Source organism: Streptomyces sp. NPDC044106 (assembly GCF_056433985.1).
This window is the reverse complement of the sequence record NZ_JBWKFZ010000008.1, coordinates 259,506-283,996: the sequence shown is the minus strand read 5'-3', so window position 1 is coordinate 283,996 and position 24,491 is coordinate 259,506. Positions and strand designations below refer to the sequence as shown.

22 protein-coding genes are annotated in these 24,491 nt (G+C 72.0%); 4 read left to right on the top strand and 18 right to left on the bottom strand.

The features are described 5' to 3' along the window. Positions 1–169 precede the first annotated feature (169 nt). From AC07DI_RS16735 to AC07DI_RS16710, 6 genes are all read right to left on the bottom strand, one after another. Positions 170–841: an HAD family hydrolase gene (locus tag AC07DI_RS16735; RefSeq protein WP_478905017.1), complete on the bottom strand. Its 672-nt coding sequence runs from the start codon at positions 839–841 to the stop codon at positions 170–172. 7 nt (positions 842–848) lie between these two features. After that, positions 849–2,048 (bottom strand): cytochrome P450, encoded by a 1,200-nt coding sequence (locus AC07DI_RS16730; RefSeq protein WP_478905016.1) that lies wholly within the window; start codon positions 2,046–2,048, stop codon positions 849–851. A 63-nt stretch (positions 2,049–2,111) separates the two neighbouring features. Beyond that, positions 2,112–3,695 (bottom strand): MmgE/PrpD family protein, encoded by a 1,584-nt coding sequence (locus AC07DI_RS16725; protein ID WP_478905015.1) that lies wholly within the window; start codon positions 3,693–3,695, stop codon positions 2,112–2,114. Then, the gene (locus AC07DI_RS16720) at positions 3,692–4,009 is read right to left on the bottom strand and encodes a hypothetical protein (RefSeq protein WP_478905014.1); all 318 of its coding nucleotides are present in this window, start codon (positions 4,007–4,009) and stop codon (positions 3,692–3,694) included. The genes AC07DI_RS16725 and AC07DI_RS16720 overlap by 4 nt, the downstream gene beginning before the upstream one ends. Further along, positions 4,006–5,793, bottom strand: a complete 1,788-nt coding sequence (locus AC07DI_RS16715) for a carbamoyltransferase family protein (protein WP_478905013.1) — start codon at positions 5,791–5,793, stop codon at positions 4,006–4,008. Before AC07DI_RS16715 ends, AC07DI_RS16720 begins: the two co-directional genes overlap by 4 nt. 135 nt (positions 5,794–5,928) lie before the next feature. Next, a complete protein-coding gene (locus AC07DI_RS16710) occupies positions 5,929–7,623 on the bottom strand; it encodes a class I adenylate-forming enzyme family protein (protein ID WP_384248192.1) in 1,695 nt (564 codons plus the stop codon). Between the two features lie 135 nt (positions 7,624–7,758). On the opposite strand from AC07DI_RS16710, the gene AC07DI_RS16705 reads away from it, so the two are divergent. Then, entirely contained in the window at positions 7,759–8,331 is a 573-nt protein-coding gene (locus tag AC07DI_RS16705; RefSeq protein ID WP_384248193.1) for a class I SAM-dependent methyltransferase, read from the top strand. Positions 8,332–8,456: 125 nt separating this feature from the next. Next, positions 8,457–9,140: an SGNH/GDSL hydrolase family protein gene (locus AC07DI_RS16700; RefSeq protein WP_478905012.1), complete on the top strand. Its 684-nt coding sequence runs from the start codon at positions 8,457–8,459 to the stop codon at positions 9,138–9,140. Between the two features lie 96 nt (positions 9,141–9,236). Here AC07DI_RS16700 and AC07DI_RS16695 read toward each other — a convergent pair whose 3' ends face one another. Both AC07DI_RS16695 and AC07DI_RS16690 read right to left on the bottom strand, forming a co-directional pair. After that, the gene (locus tag AC07DI_RS16695; RefSeq protein WP_478905011.1) at positions 9,237–10,874 is read right to left on the bottom strand and encodes an ABC-F family ATP-binding cassette domain-containing protein; all 1,638 of its coding nucleotides are present in this window, start codon (positions 10,872–10,874) and stop codon (positions 9,237–9,239) included. Between the two features lie 403 nt (positions 10,875–11,277). Beyond that, positions 11,278–11,730 (bottom strand): SRPBCC family protein, encoded by a 453-nt coding sequence (locus AC07DI_RS16690; RefSeq protein ID WP_384248197.1) that lies wholly within the window; start codon positions 11,728–11,730, stop codon positions 11,278–11,280. 152 nt (positions 11,731–11,882) lie between these two features. Here AC07DI_RS16690 and AC07DI_RS16685 point away from each other — a divergent pair, with 152 nt between their 5' ends. After that, the gene (locus AC07DI_RS16685; RefSeq protein ID WP_478905010.1) at positions 11,883–12,836 is read left to right on the top strand and encodes an ornithine cyclodeaminase family protein; all 954 of its coding nucleotides are present in this window, start codon (positions 11,883–11,885) and stop codon (positions 12,834–12,836) included. A gap of 203 nt (positions 12,837–13,039) precedes the next feature. Here the strand turns inward: AC07DI_RS16685 and AC07DI_RS16680 are convergent, their stop codons facing one another. From AC07DI_RS16680 to AC07DI_RS16645, 8 genes are all read right to left on the bottom strand, one after another. After that, positions 13,040–14,359, bottom strand: a complete 1,320-nt coding sequence (locus tag AC07DI_RS16680; protein WP_478905009.1) for a sulfite oxidase — start codon at positions 14,357–14,359, stop codon at positions 13,040–13,042. A 70-nt stretch (positions 14,360–14,429) separates the two neighbouring features. Further along, on the bottom strand, positions 14,430–15,041 hold the full coding sequence (locus AC07DI_RS16675; protein ID WP_478905008.1) for a sugar kinase: 612 nt from the start codon (positions 15,039–15,041) through the stop codon (positions 14,430–14,432). Beyond that, positions 15,042–16,199, bottom strand: a complete 1,158-nt coding sequence (locus tag AC07DI_RS16670; protein ID WP_478905007.1) for an ROK family glucokinase — start codon at positions 16,197–16,199, stop codon at positions 15,042–15,044. A gap of 226 nt (positions 16,200–16,425) precedes the next feature. After that, the gene (locus AC07DI_RS16665; RefSeq protein ID WP_478905006.1) at positions 16,426–17,247 is read right to left on the bottom strand and encodes an ATP-binding cassette domain-containing protein; all 822 of its coding nucleotides are present in this window, start codon (positions 17,245–17,247) and stop codon (positions 16,426–16,428) included. Further along, the gene (locus tag AC07DI_RS16660; RefSeq protein WP_478905005.1) at positions 17,244–18,305 is read right to left on the bottom strand and encodes an ABC transporter permease; all 1,062 of its coding nucleotides are present in this window, start codon (positions 18,303–18,305) and stop codon (positions 17,244–17,246) included. The genes AC07DI_RS16665 and AC07DI_RS16660 overlap by 4 nt, the downstream gene beginning before the upstream one ends. After that, complete coding sequence (locus tag AC07DI_RS16655; protein ID WP_478905004.1) at positions 18,302–19,321, bottom strand: sugar ABC transporter substrate-binding protein; 1,020 nt, start codon at positions 19,319–19,321, stop codon at positions 18,302–18,304. Before AC07DI_RS16655 ends, AC07DI_RS16660 begins: the two co-directional genes overlap by 4 nt. Before the next feature lie 95 nt (positions 19,322–19,416). Then, entirely contained in the window at positions 19,417–20,418 is a 1,002-nt protein-coding gene (locus AC07DI_RS16650; protein WP_478905003.1) for a sugar ABC transporter substrate-binding protein, read from the bottom strand. Between the two features lie 126 nt (positions 20,419–20,544). Next, positions 20,545–21,282, bottom strand: a complete 738-nt coding sequence (locus tag AC07DI_RS16645) for a GntR family transcriptional regulator (protein ID WP_384248670.1) — start codon at positions 21,280–21,282, stop codon at positions 20,545–20,547. A gap of 154 nt (positions 21,283–21,436) precedes the next feature. Between AC07DI_RS16645 and AC07DI_RS16640 the strand changes: the two genes are divergently transcribed. After that, on the top strand, positions 21,437–22,459 hold the full coding sequence (locus AC07DI_RS16640; RefSeq protein WP_478905002.1) for a Gfo/Idh/MocA family protein: 1,023 nt from the start codon (positions 21,437–21,439) through the stop codon (positions 22,457–22,459). Positions 22,460–22,675: 216 nt separating this feature from the next. On the opposite strand, the gene AC07DI_RS16635 is transcribed toward AC07DI_RS16640, so the two are convergent. Together AC07DI_RS16635 and AC07DI_RS16630 are read right to left on the bottom strand one after the other, a co-directional pair. Then, on the bottom strand, positions 22,676–23,068 hold the full coding sequence (locus AC07DI_RS16635; protein ID WP_478905101.1) for a PaaI family thioesterase: 393 nt from the start codon (positions 23,066–23,068) through the stop codon (positions 22,676–22,678). Positions 23,069–23,215: 147 nt separating this feature from the next. Next, positions 23,216–24,415: a cytochrome P450 family protein gene (locus tag AC07DI_RS16630; RefSeq protein ID WP_478905001.1), complete on the bottom strand. Its 1,200-nt coding sequence runs from the start codon at positions 24,413–24,415 to the stop codon at positions 23,216–23,218. Positions 24,416–24,491 lie beyond the last annotated feature (76 nt).

Below are 24,491 nucleotides of genomic sequence, written 5' to 3'. Positions count from 1 at the left end.
TTTCCGGGCGGCTGGGTCCGGGCTTCGTACCATGTGTCTTGAGCCCTTCGTCGCACCGATGTCTGCCTGCCACTCTCGCAAGGCCGCCCGCCTGTCACTGGCAGGTTTTCGACGTGGTCGCCCAGGGCCGGTACGAGGGCCGAAAACCGCCCGTGTCCTGGCCGGGCGTTCAGCGGGGCGGGGCGCCGGGAAGCCTGCGCCAGCCGCCCGCCTCGGCGTGCTGGACCAGCACCGGATCGGCACCCACGACCACGGGGTGGCCCACGGCGCGCAACATGTCGAGGTCGGACGCGTGGTCGCCGTACGCGTGGCAGCGGTCCCCCGGGATGCCGTGCTCCTTGAGCAGGCCGCGCACCGCGTGGGCCTTCTCCCGGCCGATCATCGTGGCACCGAGCCTGCCGGTGTGGACACCGCCGATCGTCTCGGGGCGGGCGCAGAACACCGCGTCGGCGCCGAGCTGCTGCGCGATGGGGTCAAGGCAGGGGGCGAAGGAGCCCGAGACCAGGACGACCGTGTCGCCCCGGCGCCGGTGCTCACGCAGCGCCGCCACGCTCTCCGTCAGGAACAGGGCGCCGGAGGCAAGTTCGGCGGCGAACCAGGCACGGCCCTGTGCGGCGAGTTCGCGTGTGTCGCTGCCGCCGTAGTGGCGGTAGTAGGCGCGCGCCACGTCGGCGCGGGACGCGCCGCCCCGTGCCAGGGTACGGAGGCCGCGTACCGCCTCGTCGAAGACGGACCGCGGGTGGCCCGAGGCCCGGACGTGGTGGAGCAGGAATCCGAGCATGCTGTTCACCGAGATCAGTGTCTCGTCGACGTCGAAGAACGCGACCGCGCGCGCGGACATCACGCGATCATCCCCAGGCAACGGGGAGTTCTTCCCATCCCCCGAGCGCGGCGAAGTCCTTCCAGCGCAGTCGCTCCGGGGGCACCGCGAGCCGCAGCTCGGGGAAGCGTTCGAACAGGGCGCGCATGCCGATGGCCAGTTCGACCCTGGCGAGTCCGGCGCCGATGCAGAAGTGGGGGCCCTGTCCGAAGGCCACCTGGGTGCGGTTCTCGCGCTGGATCAGGCAGCGGTCGGGGTCGGGGTAGATCTCGGGGTCCCGGCTGGCGGTGCCGACCGAGGCGAGGACCGCCGAGCCCTCGGGGATGACGGTTCCGCCCAGTTCGACGTCGCCGGTGGTGATGCGGATGGAGGTGCCCCCGCCGGGGCCGTTGAGGCGTACGACCTCTTCCACCGCGTCGGGGTAGAGGGCGGGGTTCTCGCGCAGCAGGGCGAGTTGACCGGGGTTGCCGAGCAGGGTGGCGGCGCCTCCGCACAGCACGGTGACCGTGGTGTCGTGGCCCGCGAGCAGCAGCAGCGCGCCGAGGCCCACGATCTCCGCCTCGGAAGGCTCGCCCTCCTCGTCGTGGATCGCCACGAGGGCGCTGATCAGGTCGTCGCCCGGGTCCTTGCGCCGCAGGACGATCAGCCGTGCGAAGTACTCCCGCATGTCCTGGTTGGCCCGGTTGATCTCTTCGGGCGGGTACTTGGTGAGGGACATGAACCGGTCCGACCAGGCGCCGAACCGGTCGTAGTCCTCGAACGGCACGCCCAGGGTGCGGCAGATGACGCGCAGGGCGAGCGGGCGCGCGTACACCTCGGCGAGGTCGCCCTCGGGCGGGCCGGTCTCCATGGCGTCGAGCAGGTCGGCGGCGACCTGCTCGACGTAGGGCCGCAGCCGCTCCACGCGCTGCGGGCTGAAGGCCCGGTTGGCGAGTCTGCGCAGCCGGGTGTGGCGCGGCGGGTCCATGGTGAGCATGCTGTCGGGATCCGGCTCGATCACCTGCGCGCGGGCGGCGCCGGGTCGGAACAGCGCCTCCCTGCTGAACCGCCGGTCCGAAAGGGCGGTGCGGACGTCGTCGTGCCGGGCCACGAACCAGGCGGGGTCGCCGGTGGCGAGGGTGATGGGGCAGACCGGCTCCTCGCGCAGTGCCCGCGCGTACACGTCGGGCGGCACGAGCGGATCGGTCCGCTTGGTCGGATAGGTGAATCTGGGTGTGGGCTCGGACATGGTGCGGTACCCCTTTCCTTCGGCGCCCGGGTGCCGCGTGCGGGCCGGGCGCCGTCCCGGTTGTCAGGAGCGGTGCGGCGGGCCGGACCCGGTGAACGGGCCTGTGATGTACGGCACTTGGGAGACGAAAGGCGCGTCGCCCGCAGGGAGCGGTTCGGACAGCGCGCGGTTCACCAGGTCGTCCAGCTCCCGCGTGCCGAGTGAGGCGATGTCCTCGAGTCCGTCGATCACGTCGGCCGAGTTGCCGGACCGGGTGAGCTTCTCCCTGGCGAGCGCCCGGTGGGTGTCCCTCGTGGCGGGGCCTGCCGATCCCCGCGGCCGCTCGCGGGACGCGGTGAGCACCCGGCCGTCGCGCAGGGTGACCCGCAGCCGGGCGCCGACGGCCTTGTCGGCCTCCTGGAACGTGTCGCTCGGAGGTCCGCCGACCGCCGCGGCCACCGCGCCGTCCCCCGTGAAGTCGGCGAGCCACCGCGTCCCGCGCTCCCCGGCCTGGCGCAGCGCCTCGCCCAACGGGGCGGTGGCCCGCAGGACTTCGCGGCTCAGACCGGCGTCGTACTCCAGGCGGACCCGGTCCGCGAGGGACCAGCGCCGCGGCTCCGCGGTCGCCGGTTCGGCGAGGTCGAAGGGGGTGACGGAGCCGGTGAGCAGCGCGGTGGCGACGTTGTAGGCGACGCAGACGTTGAGCGCCATGATCGCCGATCGTTCGCGGTCGAGGTAGGCGGCGCCTTCGTCGTCCATGGCGATGGTCAGCCGGGGCGCGGATACCACGATCTCCTCGATCGACTCCGCTTCCTCCGGGGTCAGTCGGGCGTGCAGTTCTTCGGCGCAGTCGACGGCCGCGTCGACGTACGCGCCGGCCGGGCGCATCTTGAACGTGAGGGTCTCGGTGTGCCAGCGCGTGCCGAGACCGGCCGTGACGACCTCCGGGGACGGCACGTGGGAGAACCTGGCGAGCAGGCCGCCGGGGTGTTCCAGGATGTCGTGCGCGCCCCGCAGTCCCGCGTCGGCGGCGTCACAGGCGTCGAGGGCGGTCCGTACCGGGAACGCGGCCGAGAGGACCTTGGCCTCGCTGCCGAGGAGGGCGCGCCGCAAGGGCCACGGCGGCATGGCGAGCGCGAGCCCCCACGCGTCGACCCACCGCGGGGGCGGCGCCCCGGCCCCCCGCATCCGGCCCGCCACGGCGCCCACGAGCTGGGTGTAGGAGGTGCCCTGGCCGCGCAGCGGGCCCAGCGCGCCCGCGGCGGTGACCCGGGCTGCGCACTCGTTCGCGGCGACGACCGCGGTCAGCAGGGCCCGCCCGTCGAGGCGCTGCCGCCGCCGGAAGGCCAGCGGGACGCCCACGGAGGCGTGCGTGACGTGGCCCGCGTACATGCTGTCCTCGTAGTAGAGGCACGAGGACAGCGCGGCGAGGACCTGGGCCGCGCGGGCGGGATCGTGGGCGAGCGGTGAGCCGAAGGCCCGTACCAGCTTGGTGCCGAGCGGATGGGCCAGGCTCGCCCGTACCACCGCGAGATGCGACATGACCTGGCTGACCGCGTACCGCTCGATGCGTTCGGGCAGGTCGTGGTGGTGCAGGCGGGCCGCCCAGTCGGCGAGCCGCCGGGTGAGGGTGGCCCCCGGGCCGTGGGTCGGTTCCGGCGTGCTCATGCGTCGCCCCGGCGCGGGCCCCGCCGCCGGTCCTCAATGGATCTGACGGCGCACGTCGCGGCGAGGACCGAGGCGCGGGCCGCGCTGAGCGCCTCGCGCGCGGCGACGGACAGGAACTCGTCGGCCGGTGCCCGCCGGGCCCGTTCGGCGGTCCTGGTGAGCTGGAGCGCGCATTCGACGGAGGCGATGCACGCCGCCTCCAGCGGGCTGGGGCGGCCGGCCCCGCGGGTCAGCTCGGACAGCACGGCCTCCAGGAGCGGGCCGACCGGCCGGGGGGCCGGCCGCTTCGGCCGCGCCGTGTCGAGGTCCGTCACTTCTTGACGACCAGGAAGCGCCCGAGGACCAGGTAGTCGATCTCGGTGTGGAGGAAGCAGCCGAGCGCGTCGGCCGGCGAGCAGACGATCGGTTCACCCGCGACGTTGAACGACGTGTTCACCAGGCACGGCACCCCGGTCAGCGCGGTGAACCTCTCCAGGAGCTCCGCCAGCTTCGGGTTGGACTCCGCCGTGACGGTCTGCGCCCGGGAGGTGCCGTCCACATGTGTGGCGCCCGGGATGACGTCGTGGAACTCGGGGCGCACGGGGAAGACGAACGTCATGTACGGCGACGTCTTCTTCCTGCCCATCTCGAAGACCCGGGGCGCCTCGGATTCCAGGACGACCGGGGCGAAGGGCCGGAACGGCTCCCGGTGCTTGACGCGGGTGTTGATGATGTCCTTGATGTCGGCGAAGCCTGGGTTGGCGAGGATGCTGCGGTTGCCCAGGGCCCGCGGGCCGTACTCCGTGCGGCCCTGGAACCAGCCGACGACGGTCTTCTCGCTGAGCAGCTTGGCGGTCTGCTCGGCCACCGACTCCTCGTCGAGCTCGGTCCACTCGACGTCGTCGGCGCGTGCGGAGAGCGCGGCACGTATCTGCTCGTCGTCGTAGGAGGGGCCCAGGTACGGGGTGGCGGGGGCCGTGCGGGAGCGGCCGCCGAGCCGGCCCGCGTAGACGGCGGCGCCGATCGCCACACCCGGGTCGCTCGCGCCGAAGCTGACGTGGATGTCGGTGAAGCGGGTGCTCTCCAGGAGCTTGGCGTTGTTCACGCAGTTGAGCGCGAGGCCGCCCTCGTAGATCAGCCGGGTCAGGTCGGTGCCGTCCTCCAGGGCGCGCAGCTGGTGGGCCGTGACGACCTCGACCATCTGCTGCGCGGCGGCGGCCACCCGGGCGCGGTACTCCCTCTCCTCGCGGCACCGTTCGTCGCCGCCGAAGATCCGGTCGAGGAGGGGGTAGTAGCCGCGGGTGCCGCTCGGGTCGTTGGCGAGGGCGAGGGTGTAGCGGCCGTCCTCGTGCAGTTCGACCACGTGGCGCAGGAGGGGGTTGTCCGAGGCGGTGGGGGGCGGGGCGAAGGCCGCAAGTCCCATCACCTTGTACTCGTCGTTGTTGGGCATGAAGCCGAGGTAGCGGGTGATCTCGCCGAAGAGCAGGGCGAGCGAGTGGTTGACGCCGATGGCCGACTTCTCGAAGAGCCGGATGTCGCCGCCGCGCACCTCACCCATGACGGAGGAAAGACGCTCGGCGCGGCCGTCGCTCACCAGGAAGGCCGCGTCCCGCTCGCCGGACAGGTAGTAGCCGCACATCAGGTGGGCCAGGTGGTGCGGGACCGGGACGAGTTTCTCCGCGGGCAGGTCGTAGCCGGTACGCCGCTTGAAGTCGGCGTGCACCGCGTCCTTGCCGACCAGTCCGCCATAGAGCTCGCCGAACCGCCTGAGCCGGTCGAACTTCTGCTCCACGGTCAGGCCACTGTCGCCGATGTCCTTGATCATCGCGTTCACGACGTCGGAGGAGAAGGACCAGGGGAACGCGACGACGTCGACCTGGTCCAGGCGCACGTCGGCGGTGCTCAGGCACCACCGCAGCGAGTTCGCGGGGAAGTCGGACGTCTTCTTCTCCCGGTTCAGCCGCTCCTCCTCGACGGCCGCCACCAGTTCCCCGTCCACGGACAGGGCGACGGCCGCGTCATGGCCCAGGATGCTGTGCCGGTCGATTCCGGTCGCCCCGTACAACCGGCCGAACATGTCGGCGCCGTCGGTAAAGCCGTTGTAGCCAAGGACAATCACACCGGACTCCTCTGGTGGCTGGGTGGCGCGCCGTGAGCGGGACTGGGTGTGCTGCCCCGGCCCCATCGTTCAGTGCCCGGCTGGAACGGCTCTGAGATCCGGCTGAGACGGACGCCTCAGCCGCGGGCCGCCGCGTCACGTCCAGTGGCCACGGCCCGCTCCCGCCGTGTCCCCGATCAGCTGCTCGCGGAGCAGGACGCGGCGTACCTTCCAGGTGGCGGTGCGGGGGAACGCGTCCCAGCGGATGTGCAGCGGCTCGGCGAGCGCCGGCAGTCCTGCCGTGGCACTGCGCCACCGCGCCGGCTCCACGGGGATGTCGCGCCGCGTGCTGTAGACGGGCTGCGGGAGGCCGTCCCGTACGGACAGCACGATGACTTCGGTGGTGTCGGGCAGCCGGTCGAGGAGGAGGTCCTCGATCTCCAGGGCGCTCGAACCGGGGATGCGGTCCACCTCCCTGTCGATCAGGCGCACCGCGCCCCAGCGGTTGACCACCGCCAGGTCGCCGAGGTTCCACCAGCCGTCCTGCCGTTTGCGGTCGTGCCGTTCGTGCTCCCCGACATAGGTCAGGCAGCGTCCCGGGGCCGAGAACTGGATCAGACCCACCTCGCCGCGCGGCACCTCCTCGCCCGTCACGGGGTCCACGGCCCGCAGCCTGCCGAAGCGGGGCACCGGCCAGCCCAGCATCTGGGTCGGGGCGGGCCGGTGGCCGCGCCGCCGCACCGTTCTGCGGGTGTAGGGCCGGACCGCCACGGCGCCCGCCTCGGTCTGGCTCCAGGACTGGATCCACACCGGGAACCTGCGGTCGGTGGCGGCGAGGAAGGCGCGGACGGTACGGGCGTGGATCGCGTCGAAGGAACTCACGAAGACGCGGACCCTGCGGAAGGGCCTGCCCGGGTCCCTGCTGAGCTCCTCCCAGGCGAGGAACGCGTTGGGCAGGGTCTCCACCAGGGTGGGGGCGTGGCGCACGAGCAGCTCGCGCAGGCGCGGCCCTCGTGGGTCGGACAGCATCAGGAGCTTCGAGCCGACCGTGGTCAGCGGCAGCAGGCCGGTGACGACGCGCTGGTGCGAGTACGGCTGGCAGAAGGCCACGGTGTCGTCGGCGCGCAGCCCGAAGACCGGCCAGCGCTCGGCCTCCACCAGCGCCAGGGAGTAGAGGGAGGCGGCCGAGTGCAGCACCAGTTTGGGTACGCCCGTGGTGCCCGAGGTATGGGTGATGACCATGGGCTCCCCGTACGCCCGCAGCTGTCGCGCGGGCGCGGGGCCGCGGTCGAGGCGGCCGAAGTCGAGCACGTCCGTGCGGCCGGCGGGCGCTCCGTCCACGCTCGCGGCCCGCTCGGTGAGTTCGGCGAGGGCCTCCGCGTCGAACTCCTTGGCCTCCAGGACCCGGCGTTCGGTCACCAGGTAGGGGCGCTCGAGGCGGGCGAGGAGCACCGTGAGGACTTCCGGGGCGTGGGTGTCGGAGATCAGCGCGGGTATGGCGCCTATGCGCGCGGCGGCGGAGGCCAGCAGCGAGATGTCCAGGTGGTTGCTCTTGACGACCGCGACCCGGTCCCATTCCCGTACGCCCATCGCCCGCAGCCGCGCCGCCAGGTCGTCGACCAGTGCGGTCCACTGCCGGTAGGTGCGCTCCAGCGGTCCTTCCGGGTCCACGTCGGGGGCGCGGTCCACGATCACGCGCTGCTCCGGGTGGTTGCGCGCGGCCAGGTGCCACATCTCGCCGATGCGTCCGGTGGCGGGCACCCGGGAGAAGGGGAAGAGCCTGCGCCGGAAGCGGGTGGGGGCGAAGTCCACGAGGAAGCGGGGTCGGGAGGCGGTCGCGTGGGTGGGCATGCACGTCCCCAGGTGTCGGTCGGATGGGGCCCGGCCTCGCGTGCCGGGCCCACCGCAACGTAGGCCGGGCCGCTGACGGCGCGCTGGCGCGGCGGTGTCAGCGGACGGCTGCACGCCGGGAGTTAGCTTCGGCGCATGCCGATGAACAGGGCGCACCGAGTGCTGTGCGGTTCACGCACGTGGGCGGGCTTCACCGAGCGGCGGCTGTTGCCGTGGGCGCTGGAGGGGGTCGAACTGGGCGAGGACGTACTGGAGTTGGGCCCGGGATACGGCGCCAATCTCCGGGTCCTGGTGGAGCGTGTGCCGCGCCTCACCGCTCTGGAGATCAACGGGGCGACCACGCGCCTGCTCCGACGCGACTGGGGCGACCGCGCCCGGATCGTGCTCGGGGACGCCACCGCGATGCCGCTGCCCGACGCCGGTTTCTCCGCCGTCGTGTGCTTCACGATGCTGCATCACGTGCCGACCGTCGCGCTCCAGGACCGGCTGTTCGCGGAGGCCTTCCGGGTGCTGCGGCCGGGCGGGGTGCTCGCCGGCAGCGACAGCCAGCCGACCCTGCCGTTCCGGCTGCTGCACCTCGGGGACACCATGAACGTCGTCCGGCCCGCAAGCCTCTCGGAGCGGCTCACCGCGGCCGGGTTCGGGGAGGCCGTCGTGGAGCGGGATCACCGCGGTCACCAGCTCCGCTTCCGCGCGCACAAGAAGTGACGCGCCGTGGGGGCCACCGCGCGGGCGCCGCGATGATGTCGGATTTCCGCCAGCGGGCGGCCTGCCCGAGGGCCATCGTTAACGGGGGACGCATGACTGTGCGCGAGGAAGGGACCGTCCGGACCATGGAAACCACTGGTGTGACCGAGAGCAATGATCCCTATGTGCTGTCACCGGCCGAGGCGGCGGAGCTGCTGCGGGGCGCTCCCTGGTCCAGGCTGGTGATCGTCGGTGACAGTGTCGCCTCGGGGATCAGCGAGCCGCGCCACGGCTACCGCTCGCAGCCCTGGTCAAGCCCGGTGATCGCGGCGCTGCGCACGGCGCGCCCGGATCTGGAGACCCTCAATCTCGGCGTACGCGACCTGCTGACGTCGCAGGTCCGCGAGACGCAGCTGCAGCCCGCGCTCGACTTCGGACCCGATCTGGTGATCGCGCTGTGCGGGGGCAACGACGGCCTGCGCAAGGTCTTCGACCCGGACGCCGCGGAGAGCGAACTCGAAGCGCTGTTCACGCCCCTGCGCAAGGCGGCGGGCACCCTGGTGACGTCCGGCTTCTTCGACATCATCGGCAACCCCCACTTCGACGAGCGCTACCGCGGCGTCGCCCGCGAGCGCCTCGCCGTCCTGTCGCAGCGCATGCGGGCGGTCTCCGAGCGCCTCGACGCGGTCTACGTCGACATGCAGAGCCATCCGACGGGCCGCGAGGAGTCGGTCTGGAGCAGCGACGGCATCCATCTCAACGCCCGCGGCCAGGCGGTCCTCGGCACCGAGATCATCCGCGCGCTGAGCACGCGGCTGGTGCGGGGCTGAGGGACCGGGCCGCGGGCGCGTGCCGCCCGGCGCCGTCCTGGGTGTCGCATCGGACGACACCCGGGCTCTCGGCGCGGGCAAGGTCGCCGCGGTGGTTCAGTCATCGGGGGCCCCGGTCTCCGCGAGCTCACCCCCGGACAGTCGCAGCCACCGGCTCACACCGATCTCGCGCAGGAACCGCTCGTCGTGGCTGACGACCACGAAGGCGCCCCGGTAGGAGTTCAGGGCGCTCTCCAACTGCCCCACGCCGACCAGGTCGAGGTTGTTCGTCGGCTCGTCGAGGAGCAGCAGGTGCGGGGCCGGTTCCGCGCACAGTACGCAGGCCAGCGTGGCGCGCAGCCGTTCGCCGCCGGAGAGCACGCCGACGGGCAGATGGGCACGCGCGCCCCGGAAGAGGAAGCGGGCGAGCAGGTTCATCCGCTCGGCCTCGGGCCGCTCCGGGGCGTGGTCGGCGAAGTTCTCGGCGACCGTCCGCTCGACGTCCAGCAGGTCGAGCCGCTGCGACAGATGGGCGACGCGGCCGTCGGCCCGCTTGATCACGCCCTCGTACCCCGCCGTCGGCTCGCCGTTGAGCAGCCGCAGCAGCGTGCTCTTGCCCGCGCCGTTGAGACCGGTCAGCGCGATGCGCTCGGGGCCACGGATCGTCAGGTCGACGCCCTGGCCCGCGAACACCTCCTTGCCCCCGAGCCGGACCCGCAGCCGCTCCCCGAGGAACAGGGTGCGTCCTGCGGGAACTTGGGTGTCCGGCAGGTCGATCGTGATGCGCTGCTCCTCGCGGAGCGCACGCCCGGCCTCGTCCAGCCGGGCCTGCGCATCGCCGACCCGGCCCGCGTGCAGCCGGCCCGCCCGGCCCGCCGACTCCTGCGCGCCGCGCTTCATGTTGCCGGCGAAGATGCGGGGCAGACCGGCGCTCTTGAGGTTGCGGGCGGCATTGCTCTGCCGGCGCTCCGCGCGCTCGCGGGCCTGCCGCATCTCCCGCTTCTCGCGCTTGAGTTGCTGTTCGGCGTTGCGGACGTTGTTCTCGGCGGCTTCCTGCTCGGCCCTGACGGCCTCCTCGTACTCGGTGAAGTTCCCGCCGTAGAAGCGCAGTTCGCCGCCGTCGAGTTCGGCGACGCGTTCCATGCGGTCGAGCAGCGCACGGTCGTGGCTGACCAGGAAGAGACAGCCGGTGAATTCCTCGAGCGCGGCATAGAGGTGGTGTCGCGCGTCCAGGTCGAGGTTGTTGGTGGGTTCGTCGAGCAGCAGGACGTCGGGCCGCCTCAGCAACTCGGCGGCGAGGCCGAGGGAGATGACCTGGCCGCCGCTGAGGGTGTGCAGGCGCCGGTCCAGGGTGAGGTCGGCGAGGCCGAGGCGGTCGAGCTGGGCGCGGGTGCGTTCCTCGATGTCCCAGTCGTCGCCGATGGCGGTGAAGTGCTTCTCGTCGACGTCCCCGGACTCCACGGCGTCGATGGCCCGGATGATCGCGGCGACGCCCAGCACCTCGGCGACGGTGAGGTCACCGGTCAGCGGGAGGCTCTGCGGGAGGTAGCCGAGGGAGCCGGCCACGGAGAGCGACCCGGAACGGGGCCGCAGCTCACCGGCGACGAGCTTGAGCAGTGTGCTCTTGCCTGCGCCGTTGGGGGCGACGAGAGCGGTGCGGCCGGAGCCGACGGTGAAGGACAGGTCCTGGAAGACGGGGGTGTCGTCGGGCCAGGCGAAGGACAGGTTGGAGCACACAATGGACGCTTCGGGCATGGTGGTGACCTTGCGGACGGGGGGCAGGCAAGACATTTCTGCCCCTGCGGCAGACAGCGGAGGACGGCACGACAGCGAGACCACATCGGCGGCGCTTCCACGCGCCTGCCGGTGGCCTGCCGGGTCCGGGCATCACCCGGAGATGTCGTCGTCCACCACCATGTCTGGGCTCCTCGTCACATGTTCGAAGTCGCCTCCACGTTAACCGACACGGGACGCGTTCGGCCTACGATTTTCCGCGGCCCGTCCCGCCGCGAGACGGTCGAGGCCCGATGTGCACACGGACACCGCCGAAGGACACCTGCTCTGCGCGCTCGCGGCGGCGCCCCACCAGTGGTCCGTATGAGGACCGTGGGGCGCCGCCGCTGGGCGTCACCAGGGATCTCGCGTCGGGCTCCGGGAACTACACCTGGCCACGCCAGGCGCCGGTCTCCACGCCGTCGCGCTTTTCGATGAACTTCTTGAACCGGCCCAGGTCCCCGGTGACCTGCCGCTTCACGAAGCCGAGCTTGTCGCCGACCGTCTCGGCCAGACCCTCGGGGTCGTACTCCATCTGCAGCATGACCTTGGTCCGCGAGTCGTCCAGGCGGTGGAAGGTGACGACACCGGCCTGCTTGGCCTGCCCCTCGACCGTGGTCCAGGCCACCCGCTCGTCCGGGATCTGCTCGGTGATCGCGGCGTCGAACTCCCGCTCCACACCGTCGATCTTCGTCACCCAGTGGGTGAGCTTGTCGGTGCGCTGTTCGATCCGCTGCACGCCTTCCATGAACTCGGGGAACGTCTCGAACTGGGTCCACTGGTTGTACGCCGCGCGGACCGGCACGTTGACTTCGATGGACTCTTCGACTTGCGACACGGATGACACCTTTCCTCGTGAACTCGTCCGGCCCCTTCTCCGCCGGGGCCGGGCAGTGCACCTTTGCCTTCCCCCCGCGAGTGCCCGGGACGTCCGCCTTCACTCCCGCCGCACCGCGGATCCGTCACATCACCCGCACGACAAGGACCCGTATGAGCACACCGGCCCCCTCCCCCGCCACGCCCCACATCGACGCCGCCACCATGGCCCGGCTCGTCCCCATGTCCGCCGCCGTCGACGCGCTGGAGGCCGTCATCACCGCCGGGCTCGACCCCGCTGCGGAGCCGCCCCGCTCCGTCGTGGACGTACCCGGCGGCCAGCTGCTCCTGATGCCGTCGGCCACGGCCTCGTACACCGGCGTGAAGGCGGTCACGGTCACGCCGGGCAACGCCGAGCGCGCTCTGCCCCGCGTCCAGGGGCTGTACCTGCTCCTGGACGGCGTGACCCATGCGCCGCTGGCCCTGCTGGACGGGATCGCGCTGACGTCGCTGCGTACTCCCGCGGTGTCCGGCGTGGCCGTCGGGCGGCTCGCGGTTCCCGACGCCGAGCGGCTGGTCGTCTTCGGGACGGGGCCACAGGCGTGGGGGCACGTCGAGGCGGTGCGTGCGGTACGTCCCGCGCTGCGCCACGTCGACGTGGTGGCGCGGCACACCGGCCGGGTGGCCGCCTTCGTCGACCGCTGCCGCGCGGCCGGCCTCCCGGCGTCCCCCGCGACGGCGGACGCCGTGGCCCGGGCCGACGTGGTCTGCTGCTGCACCACGGCGCGTGAGCCGCTGTTCGACAGCTCCCTGCTGCCCGCCCACGCGACGGTCGCCGCGGTCGGCTCGCACGAGCCGGACGCCCGCGAGGTGGACGCCCGCCTCGTGGGGCGCGCCACCGTGGTGGCGGAGTCGCGCGAGGTGGCGGAGCGGGAGTGCGGCGACCTGGTCCTCGCGGTCGCCGAGGGCGCCTTCGCCATGGAGCGCCTGCACACGCTGGACGCCCTGGTCAGGGGCGAGGTGAAGCCGGTGGAGGGGCGGCCCCGGCTGTTCAAGTCGGCGGGGATGGCCTGGGAGGACCTGGCGGTGGCGGCCGCCGTGTACGAGGGGTGGGCGGCCGCCGGGTGAGGGCCCCTCAGAGCCTGTGTCATATCCCCGGTCGGATCAGTGGGCGTCGTCTGGTGCGTGCGATCGCAAGGCGCCGGGAAGTCCTCGGTGGGGGTCCCCCCGGGCCGTTCAGGCCTGGGGGAGGAGCTACTAGGGCTTTTCGGCAACGCGGCGAGCGTGCGTGCCAGACGACGCCCACCCGGCCGGGGATATGACACAGGCTCTCAGGCTCCCACCGTCACCGCGTGCCGCACGACCGCGTCGAACAGGTAGCCCTGCGTGTTGTGGACGGTGGTCTCGGGCTGGGTGCGGCCCGTGGAGTCCGTGGCGCGGGAGAGGAGTTCGGCGGGGCCGGGCTCGCCGGGGGTCCACCGCGTCGACCAGCGTGTCCATGAGCCGGGGTGCGAGCGGTCGTGCAGGCGGGCCGGTCGCCAGGAGGCGCCGCCGTCCGTGCTGACCTCGACCTTGGTGATCGCGCCCGTGGCGGACCAGGCGCGGCCGGTGAGCCGGTGCCGGGTGTGTGCGGACAGCGGCGCGTTCCAGGGGAGTTCGAAGGCCGACTTGAGGGTCTGGTGGGTCAGCGGGGCGCTGCCGCCCGGCGGGTACGCGTCGCCGTAGAGCCGGTAGAAGTCGGTGTTCCAGGGCGAGTAGAGGGGCGTGGTGGAGACCTCGATGTCGCCCAGCCACTTGATCGAGGAGATACCCACCCAGGACGGGGCGAGGAGGCGGACCGGGTGCCCGTGGTCGGCGGGGAGGGGCTCGCCGTTCATCTCGTACGCGAGGATGACGTCGTCCAGGGCCTTGGAGACCGGCATGGGGCGCCGCACGCGGCCGTAGTTCGTGCCGTTCGGCGTGACGTACTCGTCGTCGAGGCCGCGCGGCATGACGTCCACCGCGCGGTGCGAGAGGCCCGCCCTGCGCAGGACGTCGGCGAGGCGTACGCCGCGCCAGCGGGCCGCGCCGATCGCGCCCATGGTCCACGGCGTGCCCGAAACGGACTGGCCCTGCTGGGTCTTGAAGAAGTTCCTGGCGTTGCCCGCGCACTCGACGAACGCCGTACGGGTCACCGGGGGAAGGCTCTTCAGCTCCGCGAGGCCGAACTGCCGTGCTGCGCCGGTGAGTCCGTCGCCCCAGACGTTCAGCCGCCAGGTCCGCGCGTCGACGCGCGGCGTCGTCGTGTGGTTGCGGACGAAGAAGTGGGAGACGGGGGTGAGGTGGCCGGTGTCCGCGAGGGACTCGAAGCGGGTCTCCGCGTTGGTGCCGTGCAGGATGAACCGCTCCGGCGGGAGCGGCTTCACGATGCCGTCCCCCGCGGCACGCGACCGGGGCTGCCCGTCCGTCGCTCCGCCCGCCTCGTCCGCTACGTCCGCCGCGCTCGCCGTGGCCGGTGCCAGCGCGGCCGGTACGGCGGAGACGAGGCCCACGGTGGCCGCGAGCCGCAGGAGGTCCCGGCGGCCCACCCCCTCTGCGCGGGCCTCCCCGGCCAGCCACTGGTGCAGTCTGTGCCGGTCGTACGCCGGTTCCGAGTCCGAAATTCTTGTCATGGCCACACGCTAGGAGGCCTTGGGGCCCCCTGTCGGGGGAACGCCCCGATCTTCACCGTCGCTAAAGAATTCAGGGCGTCGTCGTCGAGACCACGTACACCATCGGGTGCTGCGCGTTCGAGCGGTCCACGACCACGTCCTGCGTCGGCTTGGGGTTCTTCTGGTCGTGGGTGAGGCCGGACCAGGGTCCCGGGCCCGTGAACTCCCAGCCGACGACGTTCCTGTCGCGCTTGCTGATGGTGATGTCCTTCGGCTTGAGCTTGTCCTCGGTGGTGCCGATCTGCGTGAGGAACCGCTTCAGGCCCTCGTTGCTGGTGAGGAACTGGACGTAGAGGCGGCTGGTGCGCCAGTTGTTCGTCTCGTAGTAGGCGACCTCCGCGGAGTACGGCTGGACCGGCACGTCGTACAGGCGGCGCTGCACCTTGGAGGGCCAGCCCGCGGTGAGGCCGGTCGCGGAGTACTTGTCCTCCTTGTCGCGGCCGCTGTTCCGGCTCTGGTTCGCGGAGATCACCAGATAGCCGGCGGGGACGCCGATGAGCAGCACGATGATGATCGCCGTCAGCCAGCGGCGGCGGAGCATGTGGCGGCGGTCCTCGGTCTTCAGGGCCTTGCCCCCTTCACGGTCCGGCGGTTCCGGGGCGCCGGGGTGGTCCGGGGACGAGGGCTGGCGGGGCACGGTCATCTACGGGGTTCCCTGGGAGGTGCGGTCGTTGGTGCGGCGCGCCTCTGCATAGCGCTCGTAACGTTCGTAGCGCTCCACGCGGCGCCGGTTGGCGCGGCGGAAGCGGCGGGCGACCAGGCGCGAGAGGTCGGCGGCGCCCACCATGCCGGCCTCGGGGCCGAGCTGGGCGCGGGCGACGCGGGCCTCGGGGCGGTAGCCGCGGCCGGTGAGGTGGCGGCGGAAGGCGTCGCGGGCCGGGCCGATCAGGAGGTCGTCGGCCGCGCTGACGCCGCCGCCGATCACGAAGCAGGAGGGGTCGAGCGCGGCGGCGAGGTTGGCGATGCCGACGCCGAGCCACTGGCCGATGTCCTGGAGGAGCTCGACGCACATGGCGTCGCCCTCGCGGGCCAGCTCGGTGATGAGCGGGCCGGTGATGTCGGGGACGTTGCCCTTGACCCGCTCGATGATGCCGTACGCGACCGGGGAGTCGGCGGCGGCGAGCTCGCGGGCCTCGCGGACCAGGGCGTTGCCGGAGCTGTACTGCTCCCAGCAGCCGCGGTTGCCGCACGGGCAGCGGTGGCCGCCGGGGACGACCTGCATATGGCCGAACTCGCCGGCGACGCCGAACTTGCCGCGCTTGACCGCGCCGTCCTCCAGGATCGCGCCGCCGATGCCGGTGCCGAGCGTGATCATGACCAGGTGGTCCTCGCCGCGGCCCGCGCCGAAGCGCCACTCGGCCCAGGCGGCGGTGTTCGCGTCGTTGTCCACCATGACGGGGACGGCGAGGCGTCCGGAGATGCGGTCCCGCAGGGGCTCGTTGCGCCAGGACAGGTGGGGCGCGAAGAGCACGCGGTTGCGGTCCGCGTCGACCCAGCCGGCCGCGCCGATGCCGACGGCGTGCACGTCGTGCCGGTCGGAGAGGTCGAGGACGAGCTCGATGATGGTGTCCTCGACGACCTTGGGGCTCTTCGACTTGTCCGGCGTCTCCGTGCGGAGGGTCTCCAGGATGTTGCCGTCGGGGTCGACGACGCCCGCCATCACCTTGGTGCCGCCGATGTCGATGCCGACGGTGTTGACGCGGGGCGCCGTGAGGTGCGATCGGCGTTCGCGGGTGCCCACGGTCCGCAGAACGGTGGCTCGCGCGGAGCCGCGGTGCGCGAGGTCGCGGTAGGTGCTCATTGCGGCGATTCTGCCTCAACCTCGCGGGGGCGCGCACAGTGGGACCCCGGGGCGGGGGGCTTATCACGTGGGCCCCGGGGCGGCGTCCCCAGGGGCGCGGGGAACTGCGCGAGCAACCACGAAAGAGCCGCAGTCGCATCTGCCGGGCACCTGCGCAGACGCGACTGCGGCTCTTCCTGGGCCGGGCGCGCAGTTCCCCGCGCCCCTGACACAGCTCCCCCAGCCGTCAGGCTGAACCGCGGTCCTCCAGCTCGTGACGGAGGTCGTCCAGTTCGCTGCCGCCCGCCATCTGGCGGGTGAGTTCGTCGAGGGTGACGTCCTCGCGGGCGTAGGAGCCGAACATCGTGCCGCGCTTCAGGAGGACGAAGCGGTTGCCGACCAGGTACGCGTGGTGCGGGTTGTGGGTGATCAGGACCACACCCAGGCCCTGGTCCCGCGCAGCGGCCACGTACTTCAGGACCACGCCCGACTGCTTCACGCCGAGCGCAGCGGTCGGCTCGTCGAGGACGAGGACCTTCGCGCCGAAGTAGACGGCCCGCGCGATCGCCACGCACTGGCGCTCACCGCCCGAGAGCGTGCCGATGGGCTGGTCGACGTCGCGCAGGTCGATGCCCATGCGGAGCAGCTCCGCGCGGGTCGTCCTGCGCATGAGGTCGACGTCCATGCGGCGGAAGGGGCCGACGCCCTTCGTCGGCTCGGAGCCGAGGAAGAAGTTGCGCCAGACCGGCATCAGGGGGACCACGGCGAGGTCCTGGTAGACCGTGGCGATGCCCAGGTCCAGGGCCGCCCGCGGCGAGCTGAGCCGCATGTCCTCGCCCTCGATGCGGAAGACACCCGCGTCGTGCCGGTGCAGACCCGCGATGATCTTGATGAGCGTGGACTTGCCCGCGCCGTTGTCACCGAGGACGCAGGAGATCTCCCCCGCGTGCACCTCCAGGGACACCCCTTCGAGCGCGCGGATGTTGCCGTAGAACTTGCTGACGTCGTCCAGCTCGACGAGCGGCGTGCGCCCGCCCTCCGCGTCGGCCTTCGTGATGTCCGTGGTCACTTCGTCGCCTCCGCACGCTTGCGGACCCAGTGGTTGAGCAGCGTCGCCAGGAGCAGCATCACGCCGAGGAAGAACTTGAACCAGTCGGAGTTCCACTCGGCGTACACGATGCCCTTGCTGGCCATGCCGAAGATCAGCGCCCCGACGGCCGCGCCGACCGGGGAACCGAAGCCGCCGGTGATGAGGCAGCCGCCGATGACGGCCGCGACGATGTAGATCAGCTCCTGGCCGACGCCCTCGCCGGACTGCACGGCGTCGTAGCTGAACAGCAGGTGCTGGCCCGCGATCCAGGCGCCGAACGCGACGCCCATGTAGAGGCCGATCTTGGTCTTGGCGACCGGGACGCCGACCGCGCGGGCCGCGTCCTCGCCGCCGCCGACCGCGAAGATCCAGTTGCCGACGCGGGTGCGCAGCAGGATCCAGGTGGCCACCGCGACCAGGACGATCCACCAGACGATGGTGATCTTGTAGTCGACGCCGCCGATGGTGATCGTCGAGGCGAAGACCTCCTTGGCGGAGGAGAAGCCCTCCATGTCGGAGATCGACTTGGTGGAGACCGTGCCGCTGATCATCTTCGTGAAGCCGAGGTTCATGCCGGTCAGCATCAGGAACGTACCGAGCGTGATGATGAAGCTCGGCGGGTCCGTGCGGGTCAGCATCACGCCGTTGAAGACGCCGATGGCGAGCGTGACCAGGAGCGAGACGCCGACGCCGACCCAGACGTTCGCCGTCATCTGGTAGCTGAACATCGACGAGACGAGCGCGGAGGTCGTCACGAGCACGCCCGCCGACAGGTCGAACTCGCCGCCGATCATGAGCAGCGCGACCGGCACCGCCATGATGCCGAGGGTCGAGGCGGCGTACAGGACCGTCGCCAGGCTCGTGGCCTGCAGGAAGCTGTCCGCGACGAACGAGAAGAAGACGAAGACGGCGATGGCACCGACGACCGAGCCGAGCTCCGGGCGGCCCATCAGCTTCTTCAGCGGTGAGGTCTTGACCAGGCGCTCGTCGGCGTCGTCGGCGGGCGCGGGTGCGGGGGTGGTTGCTTTCGCGGTCATCGGGTCCCTCGCCTCGCGTACTCCTCCAGCTCGTCGGCCTGGTCCTTGGTGACGATCTGCGGTCCTGTGAGGACGGGCTTGCCACCGCCGAGGACGTCGGCGTTGTACTTGTACAGCCACAGCAGGTCGACGGCCTGGTAGCCCTGGAGGTAGGGCTGCTGGTCGACGGCGAAGCCGAGGGAGCCGGACTTCAGGCCCGCGGCGACCTTCTCGTTGAGGTCGAAGGTGTCGACCTCGGCCTTGCTGCCCGCGCTCTCCGCGGCCTGCACGGCGGTGTCCGCGAAGGGCGCGCCGAGCGTGACGACGGCGTCGACCGACTTGTCGGACTGCAGCTTGGCCTCGATGGAGGACTGCACGTCGGGCATGTTGGTGCCGGTCACGTACAGGTTCTGCATCGTGCCGTCGAAGGTCTTCTTGGCGCCCGCGCAGCGCTGCTCGTGGCCGACGTTGCCCTGCTCATGCAGGACGCAGAGCGCCTTCTTCCTGCCGCGCTTGTTGAGCTCCTCGCCGACGGCCTCGCCCGCGATCGTCTCGTCCTGGCCGATGTGGGTGAGCGCGCCGAACTTCTTGGACTCCGCGGAGCCCGAGTTCACGGTGACCACCGGGATACCGGCCTTCCTGGCGCGGGCCAGGGCGCCTTTCATCGCGTCGGGCTTGGCGAGGGTGACGATGATCGCGTCGACCTTCTTGTCGATGTAGGAGTCCACGAGCTGGGCCTGCTGCTGGGCCTCGGCGTTGTGGGAGTAGAGGAATTTGATGTTGTCCTTGCGGGCCGCCTGCCTGGCGCCTTCCTGGACGATGTCCCAGAAGGTGTCGCCGTCGCCCGAGTGGGTGACCATGCCGAAGGTCCAGCGGGGCGTGTCCACCGCCGCCCTGCCCCCGGCCGTCGCCGCCTTGCGGGCGTCCTCCGCGCGCTTGCCGCCGGTACTGCTGCACCCGGTCAGTCCCGCGGTGACGCCGAGCACCGCCACCAGCACGGCGCCCACCGCACGTACCCCTGTCTTCACCCTTGCCACGACGCCGTGCCCTTCTTGCTCTGCTGCTCTGTGCGGCCGGTCCGGATCTCCGGCCCCAGCCGCCCAAGTATCGACCACGCGGATCACGCATGTGTTCATCGGGTACCGCGAGCGGTGTACTTCTCCAGCTTCGGCACATCCTTACCGGTGACGATCGCGGGCCCGGTGAGGACGGGCTTGCCGCCTCCCAGGGTGTCGGCGTTGTACGCGTGGAGCCAGAGCAGATCTACGGCCTCGTAGCCCTGGAGGTAGGGCTGCTGGTCGACGGCGAAGCCGACCTCCTTGGCCTTCAGGCGCTTGACGACCTCGGCGTTCAGGTCGAACGTGTCGACCTCCGCCTTGCTCCCCGCCTCGTCCTTCGCCTTCACGGAGTACGCGGCGATGGGCGCGCCGAGCGTGACGACGGCGTCGATGCCCTTGGTGGCCTGCAGCTTCGCGCTGATGGAGGACTGGGCGGCGGGCGCGTTGGTGCCGTCGACGTTGAGGTTCTCGACCGTGCCCTCGAAGGTCTTCCTGACGCCCGCACACCGCTGTTCGAGGGAGACGTTGCCCTGTTCGTGGATGACGCAGAGCGCCTTCTTCCTGCCGCGCGTGTTCAGCTCGTCGCCGACGGCCTCGCCCGCCACCGACTCGTCCTGGCCGATGTGGCCGAGCGCGCCGAACTTCGCGGAGAACTCGCCGCCGGAGTTGACGGTGATCACCGGGATGCCGGCGTCCTTCGCGTTGGCGAGCACCGAGCGCATCGCCTCGGGCTTGGCCAGGGTCACGACGAGCCCGTCGACCTTCTTGTCGACGAAGGACTGGACGAGCTCGGCCTGGCCCTTGGCCTCCTTGTCGTTGGCGTAGAGGAAGTCGACGTTGTCCTTGCGGGCCGCCTGCTTGGCGCCGCTGCGGACGATGTCCCAGAAGGTGTCGCCCTCGCCGGAGTGCGTGACCATCGCGATCTTGAGGCGGGGCGTGTGCACGCCCTTGCCGCCCCCGCCGCCGTCCCCCGACGTGTCCTCGTCGTCCTTGCCGCCGGAGCTGCTGCAGCCGGCGGCGAGCGCGATCACCGCCAGACAGGCCGTGACGCCCCTCGCCGTGCGGGATGTGCGCATGATGGACCACCCCTCTTCTCCCGGCCGCCCGGTGCGGCTGGAGGAGTTCTAGCGGTGGGGGTGAGGGAGCGTCAATGGGTTTGTCAGAACATTCGGACGCCCGGACGCCCGGGGCCGTGCGGGCGGCTACGGCCGTACGAGGAGCTGGAACTCGAAGGAGTAGCGCGAGGCGCGGTAGACGTGCGAGCCGAACTCGACCGCCCGGCCCGTGTCGTCGAAGGTCGTGCGCCGCATCGTGAGCAGCGGGGCGCCGGCGGGCTCGGCGAGGAGTTCGCCCTCCTCCTCGGTGGCGGCGCGGGCGCCGACGGACTGGCGCGCGCTGTGCAGGGTGTGGCCCGCGGCGCGCATCAGGCGGTAGAGCCCGGTGGCCTCCAGGCGGGCGGTGTCGAGGTCGAGGAGTCCGGTCGGCAGGTGGTTGCGCAGGTGCGCCATGGGTTCGCCGTGGGCGAGCCTGAGCCGCTCGACCAGGTGCACGGCGTCGCCCTCGGCGACCCCGAGCGCCGCCGCGACCTCGGCGGACGCCGGTTCGAGGGTGTTGCGCAGGACGCGGGTCTCGGGGCGCTGACCGGCGGCCTCCAGGTCGTCGAAGAGGCTGCTCAGCTCCAGGGGGCGCTTGACCTGGCTGTGCACGACCTGGGTGCCGACGCCGCGGCGGCGCACGAGCAGGCCCTTGTCGACGAGGGACTGGATGGCCTGGCGGACGGTGGGCCGGGACAGGCCGAGCCGCCCGGCGAGCTCGATCTCGTTGCCGAGGAGGCTGCCCGGGGTGAGGGCGCCGCGCTCGATCGCCGCCTCGAGCTGCTGGGCCAGCTGGAAGTAGAGCGGGACGGGGCTGCTGCGGTCGACGCCGAGCCTGAGGTCCACGGTGGGGTCCTGGACCGGCTTGTCCTGAGCTGCTTTGGCGACTGGTTTGGACACGGGGCGAGCGTAGCCCCAGGAGATGATGACGGGAAGTTATTAAGTTCTGTTGTCCGGACAAAGGATTGACAGGCCGGTCCGGTGTCGCGAGGGTGGGGCCATGCGCATCGGACTGATCGGTACGGGCCGCATCGGCTCCTTCCACTCGGCGGCCCTGGTCCGCCACCCGGCGGTGACGTCGCTGGTGATCGCCGACGTGGACGCCGCGAGAGCGGCCGACCTCGCGGCGCGGACCGGCGCGACGGCCGTGCTCTCGGTCGACGAGGTCTTCGCCGCCGGGGTGGACGCCGTGGTGATCACGGCGGCGACCTCGGCGCACGCGCCGCTGATCGGCAGGGCCGCGCGGGCCGGGCTCCCGGTGTTCTGCGAGAAGCCCATCGCCCTCGACCTGCCGGGCACGCTCGCCGCCCTCGCCGAGGTCGAGGCGGCGGGCACGGTGCTGCAACTCGGCTTCCAGCGGCGCTTCGACGCGGGGTACGCGGCGGCGCGCGAGGCGGTGCGGGCGGGCCGCCTCGGGCGGCTGCACACCGTGCGGGCGATCACCTCGGACCCGGCGCCGCCCCCGGCCGCGTACCTGCCGCTCTCCGGCGGCCTCTACCGCGACTGCCTGGTCCACGACTTCGACATCCTGCGGTGGGTCACCGGGCGTGAGGTCACCGAGGTGTACGCGACCGGCTCCGACGCGGGCCCCGCGATGTTCCGCGAGGCGGACGACGTCGGCACGGCGGCCGCGGTCCTCACCCTGGACGACGGCACGCTCGCCACGGCGACGGCGACCCGCTGCAACGGCGCGGGGTACGACGTCCGCATGGAACTCGCCGGGGACCGCGACCAGTTGGCGGTCGGCATGGACGAGCGCACGCCCCTCACCTCGGTGGAACCGGCGGGCCCGCCCGCGCCGGTCAAGCCCTGGCCCGGTTTCCTCGAGCGTTTCGCCCCCGCGTACGAGGCGGAGCTCGCCGCCTTCGTCGACGTCATCCGGGGAAACCGGACGAACCCCTGCGACGGCCGTGAGGCGCTGCACGCGCTGCGCATCGCGGAGGCGTGCGAACTGTCGCGCAGGGAGCGTCGGCCGGTACGGATGACCGAGATCGCGGAGGACTCGGAGGGGTACGAGGGGTAGGGCGCCGCGCTACCGGGCCGGCAGGCTCGCGGCGCGGCTCAGGGCCTGTCTTTGAACCCCCGCCTGCGCCCCGGCGCCCGGCACGCACGCTCGGCGCACGGAGCCCCAGGACAGGTGGCTCCGCCACATGACCCAGGACTCCGCACACCGATCGCACGCACCGAACACCGCTGCGCCCGCGCTTCGCGCGGACGACGGGGGTTCAAAGACAGGCTCTCAGCCCGCGGAGAGCACCGTGCCCTGCGCGATCGCGCAGAGTGTCTCCGTGCCCTCGTCGGCCACGGTGGACAGCTCGCAGCGGACCACCGCCTGGCGGCGCCCCGAGTGGACGACGACGGCGCGCGCGACGAGTGTGGCGCCCGTCGCGGGACGTACGTACTGGATGGAGAAGCCCGAGGTCAGCACGGCGGGCCCGAGCGTCGTGCCGGCCGCGAACGTGATGCTGTTGTCGGCCGCGTAGGCGAGCACGCCGCCGTGCACGAAGCCGTTCTGCTGGTGCAGTTCCTCGCGGATGCCGATCTCCAGTGTGGCCGCGCCCTCGCCGAACCGGGTGATGCGGGCCCGGACGAGGCGGCTGAACGGCTGGGCGTCCAGGACCTTCTGGGCCATGGCGAGCCCACGCAGGTCGGGCAGCGGCTCATCGGCAGGCTGCACGGGCGCGGTCTCCGCAGAGGCCTCCGAAGGGATCTCGGCAGGATCGTCGGCGAGGGGCGGCTCGGCGGGGAACTCGGCGGAGGGCTCGGTCATGACCGACTTCTACCACCGGACGGGAAGCCGCCGCATCCCCCTGATCAGGGTCCCCGGAAGCCACTCCCCCGGCGGGCCGTCCGGCGCGAGGTCCGGGCAGCGCTCCAGGAGCGAGCCGAGCGCGACCTTCGCCTCCACCCGGGCCAGCTGGGCGCCCAGGCAGTGGTGCAGGCCGTACCCGAAGGCGACGTGGCCCTGCGGGGCGCGGCGGATGTCGAAGCGGTCGGGGTCGGGGAAGCGGGCGGGGTCACGGTCGGCCGCGGCGAGGCCGATCCGGACGACGGAGCCCGCGGGGATGACGAGGTCGCCCAGCTCCGTGTCCTCGGTGGCGAAGCGGTACGTCGCGGCCTCCACCGGGCCCTCGAAGCGCAGCGCCTCCTCGATGGCGCCGTCGAGGAGCGTCATGTCGGCACGCAGCGCGGCCAGTTGACCGGGGTGGGTGAAGAGAGTGTGCACGGTGTTGCCGATGAGGTTGACCGTCGTCTCGTGTCCGGCGATCAGCAGCACGAAGGCCATGGCGCGCAGTTCGTCGGGCGAGAGCCGGTCGCCGTCCTCGTCGGTGGTGCGGATCAGCGCGCTCATCAGATCGTCGCCGGGCGCCGCGCGCTTGGCCGCGACCAGATCGGTGAGACAGCCCGCCAGTTCCACGAAGGCGGCGCGCTCCGCCTCCCGGGTCGGCGAGGCCACGACGCCGTTCGACATCCGGCGGAAGGCGGTGCGGTCGATGTCGGGGACGCCGAGCAGCTCGCAGATGACGGTGATCGGGAGCGGGAAGGCCAGCGCTTCGAACAGGTCGCCGCGGCGGGTCCGCGCCGATTCGCCCCGCAGGAGCATCGTGTCGAGGAGGTCGTCCGTGATGCGCTGGACGCGGGGGCGCAGGGCCTCGACCCTGCGCATGGTGAACTCGCGGGCGACCAGCGCCCGCAGGCGGGTGTGGTGGGGCGGGTCGGCTATCAGGAGGTGCGTGCCGATCAGCTCCTCCTCGTGGAAGGCGAAGCCCGTGCTCGCCGAGGACTTCGCGAAGCGGCGGTCGGTGAGCGCGGTCCTGCACTCCTCGTACCCGACGATCAGATAGGCGTCGCCGATGTCCTCCGGGGGTGGCAGGCGGACGCGGTGGACGGGCCCGAGGGCGCGCAGTTCCGCATAGACGGAGTGCGGGTCTTTTCTGAACCGCTCGCCGTCCGCCGCGAGGTCGATGGTGTCCGCCATGCGGGTCTCCTCCAGGTGCTCACCCGGGCAACGCGCGGGCCGGACGAATCAGTTCCCGCTCCTCCTCCCCCCGACC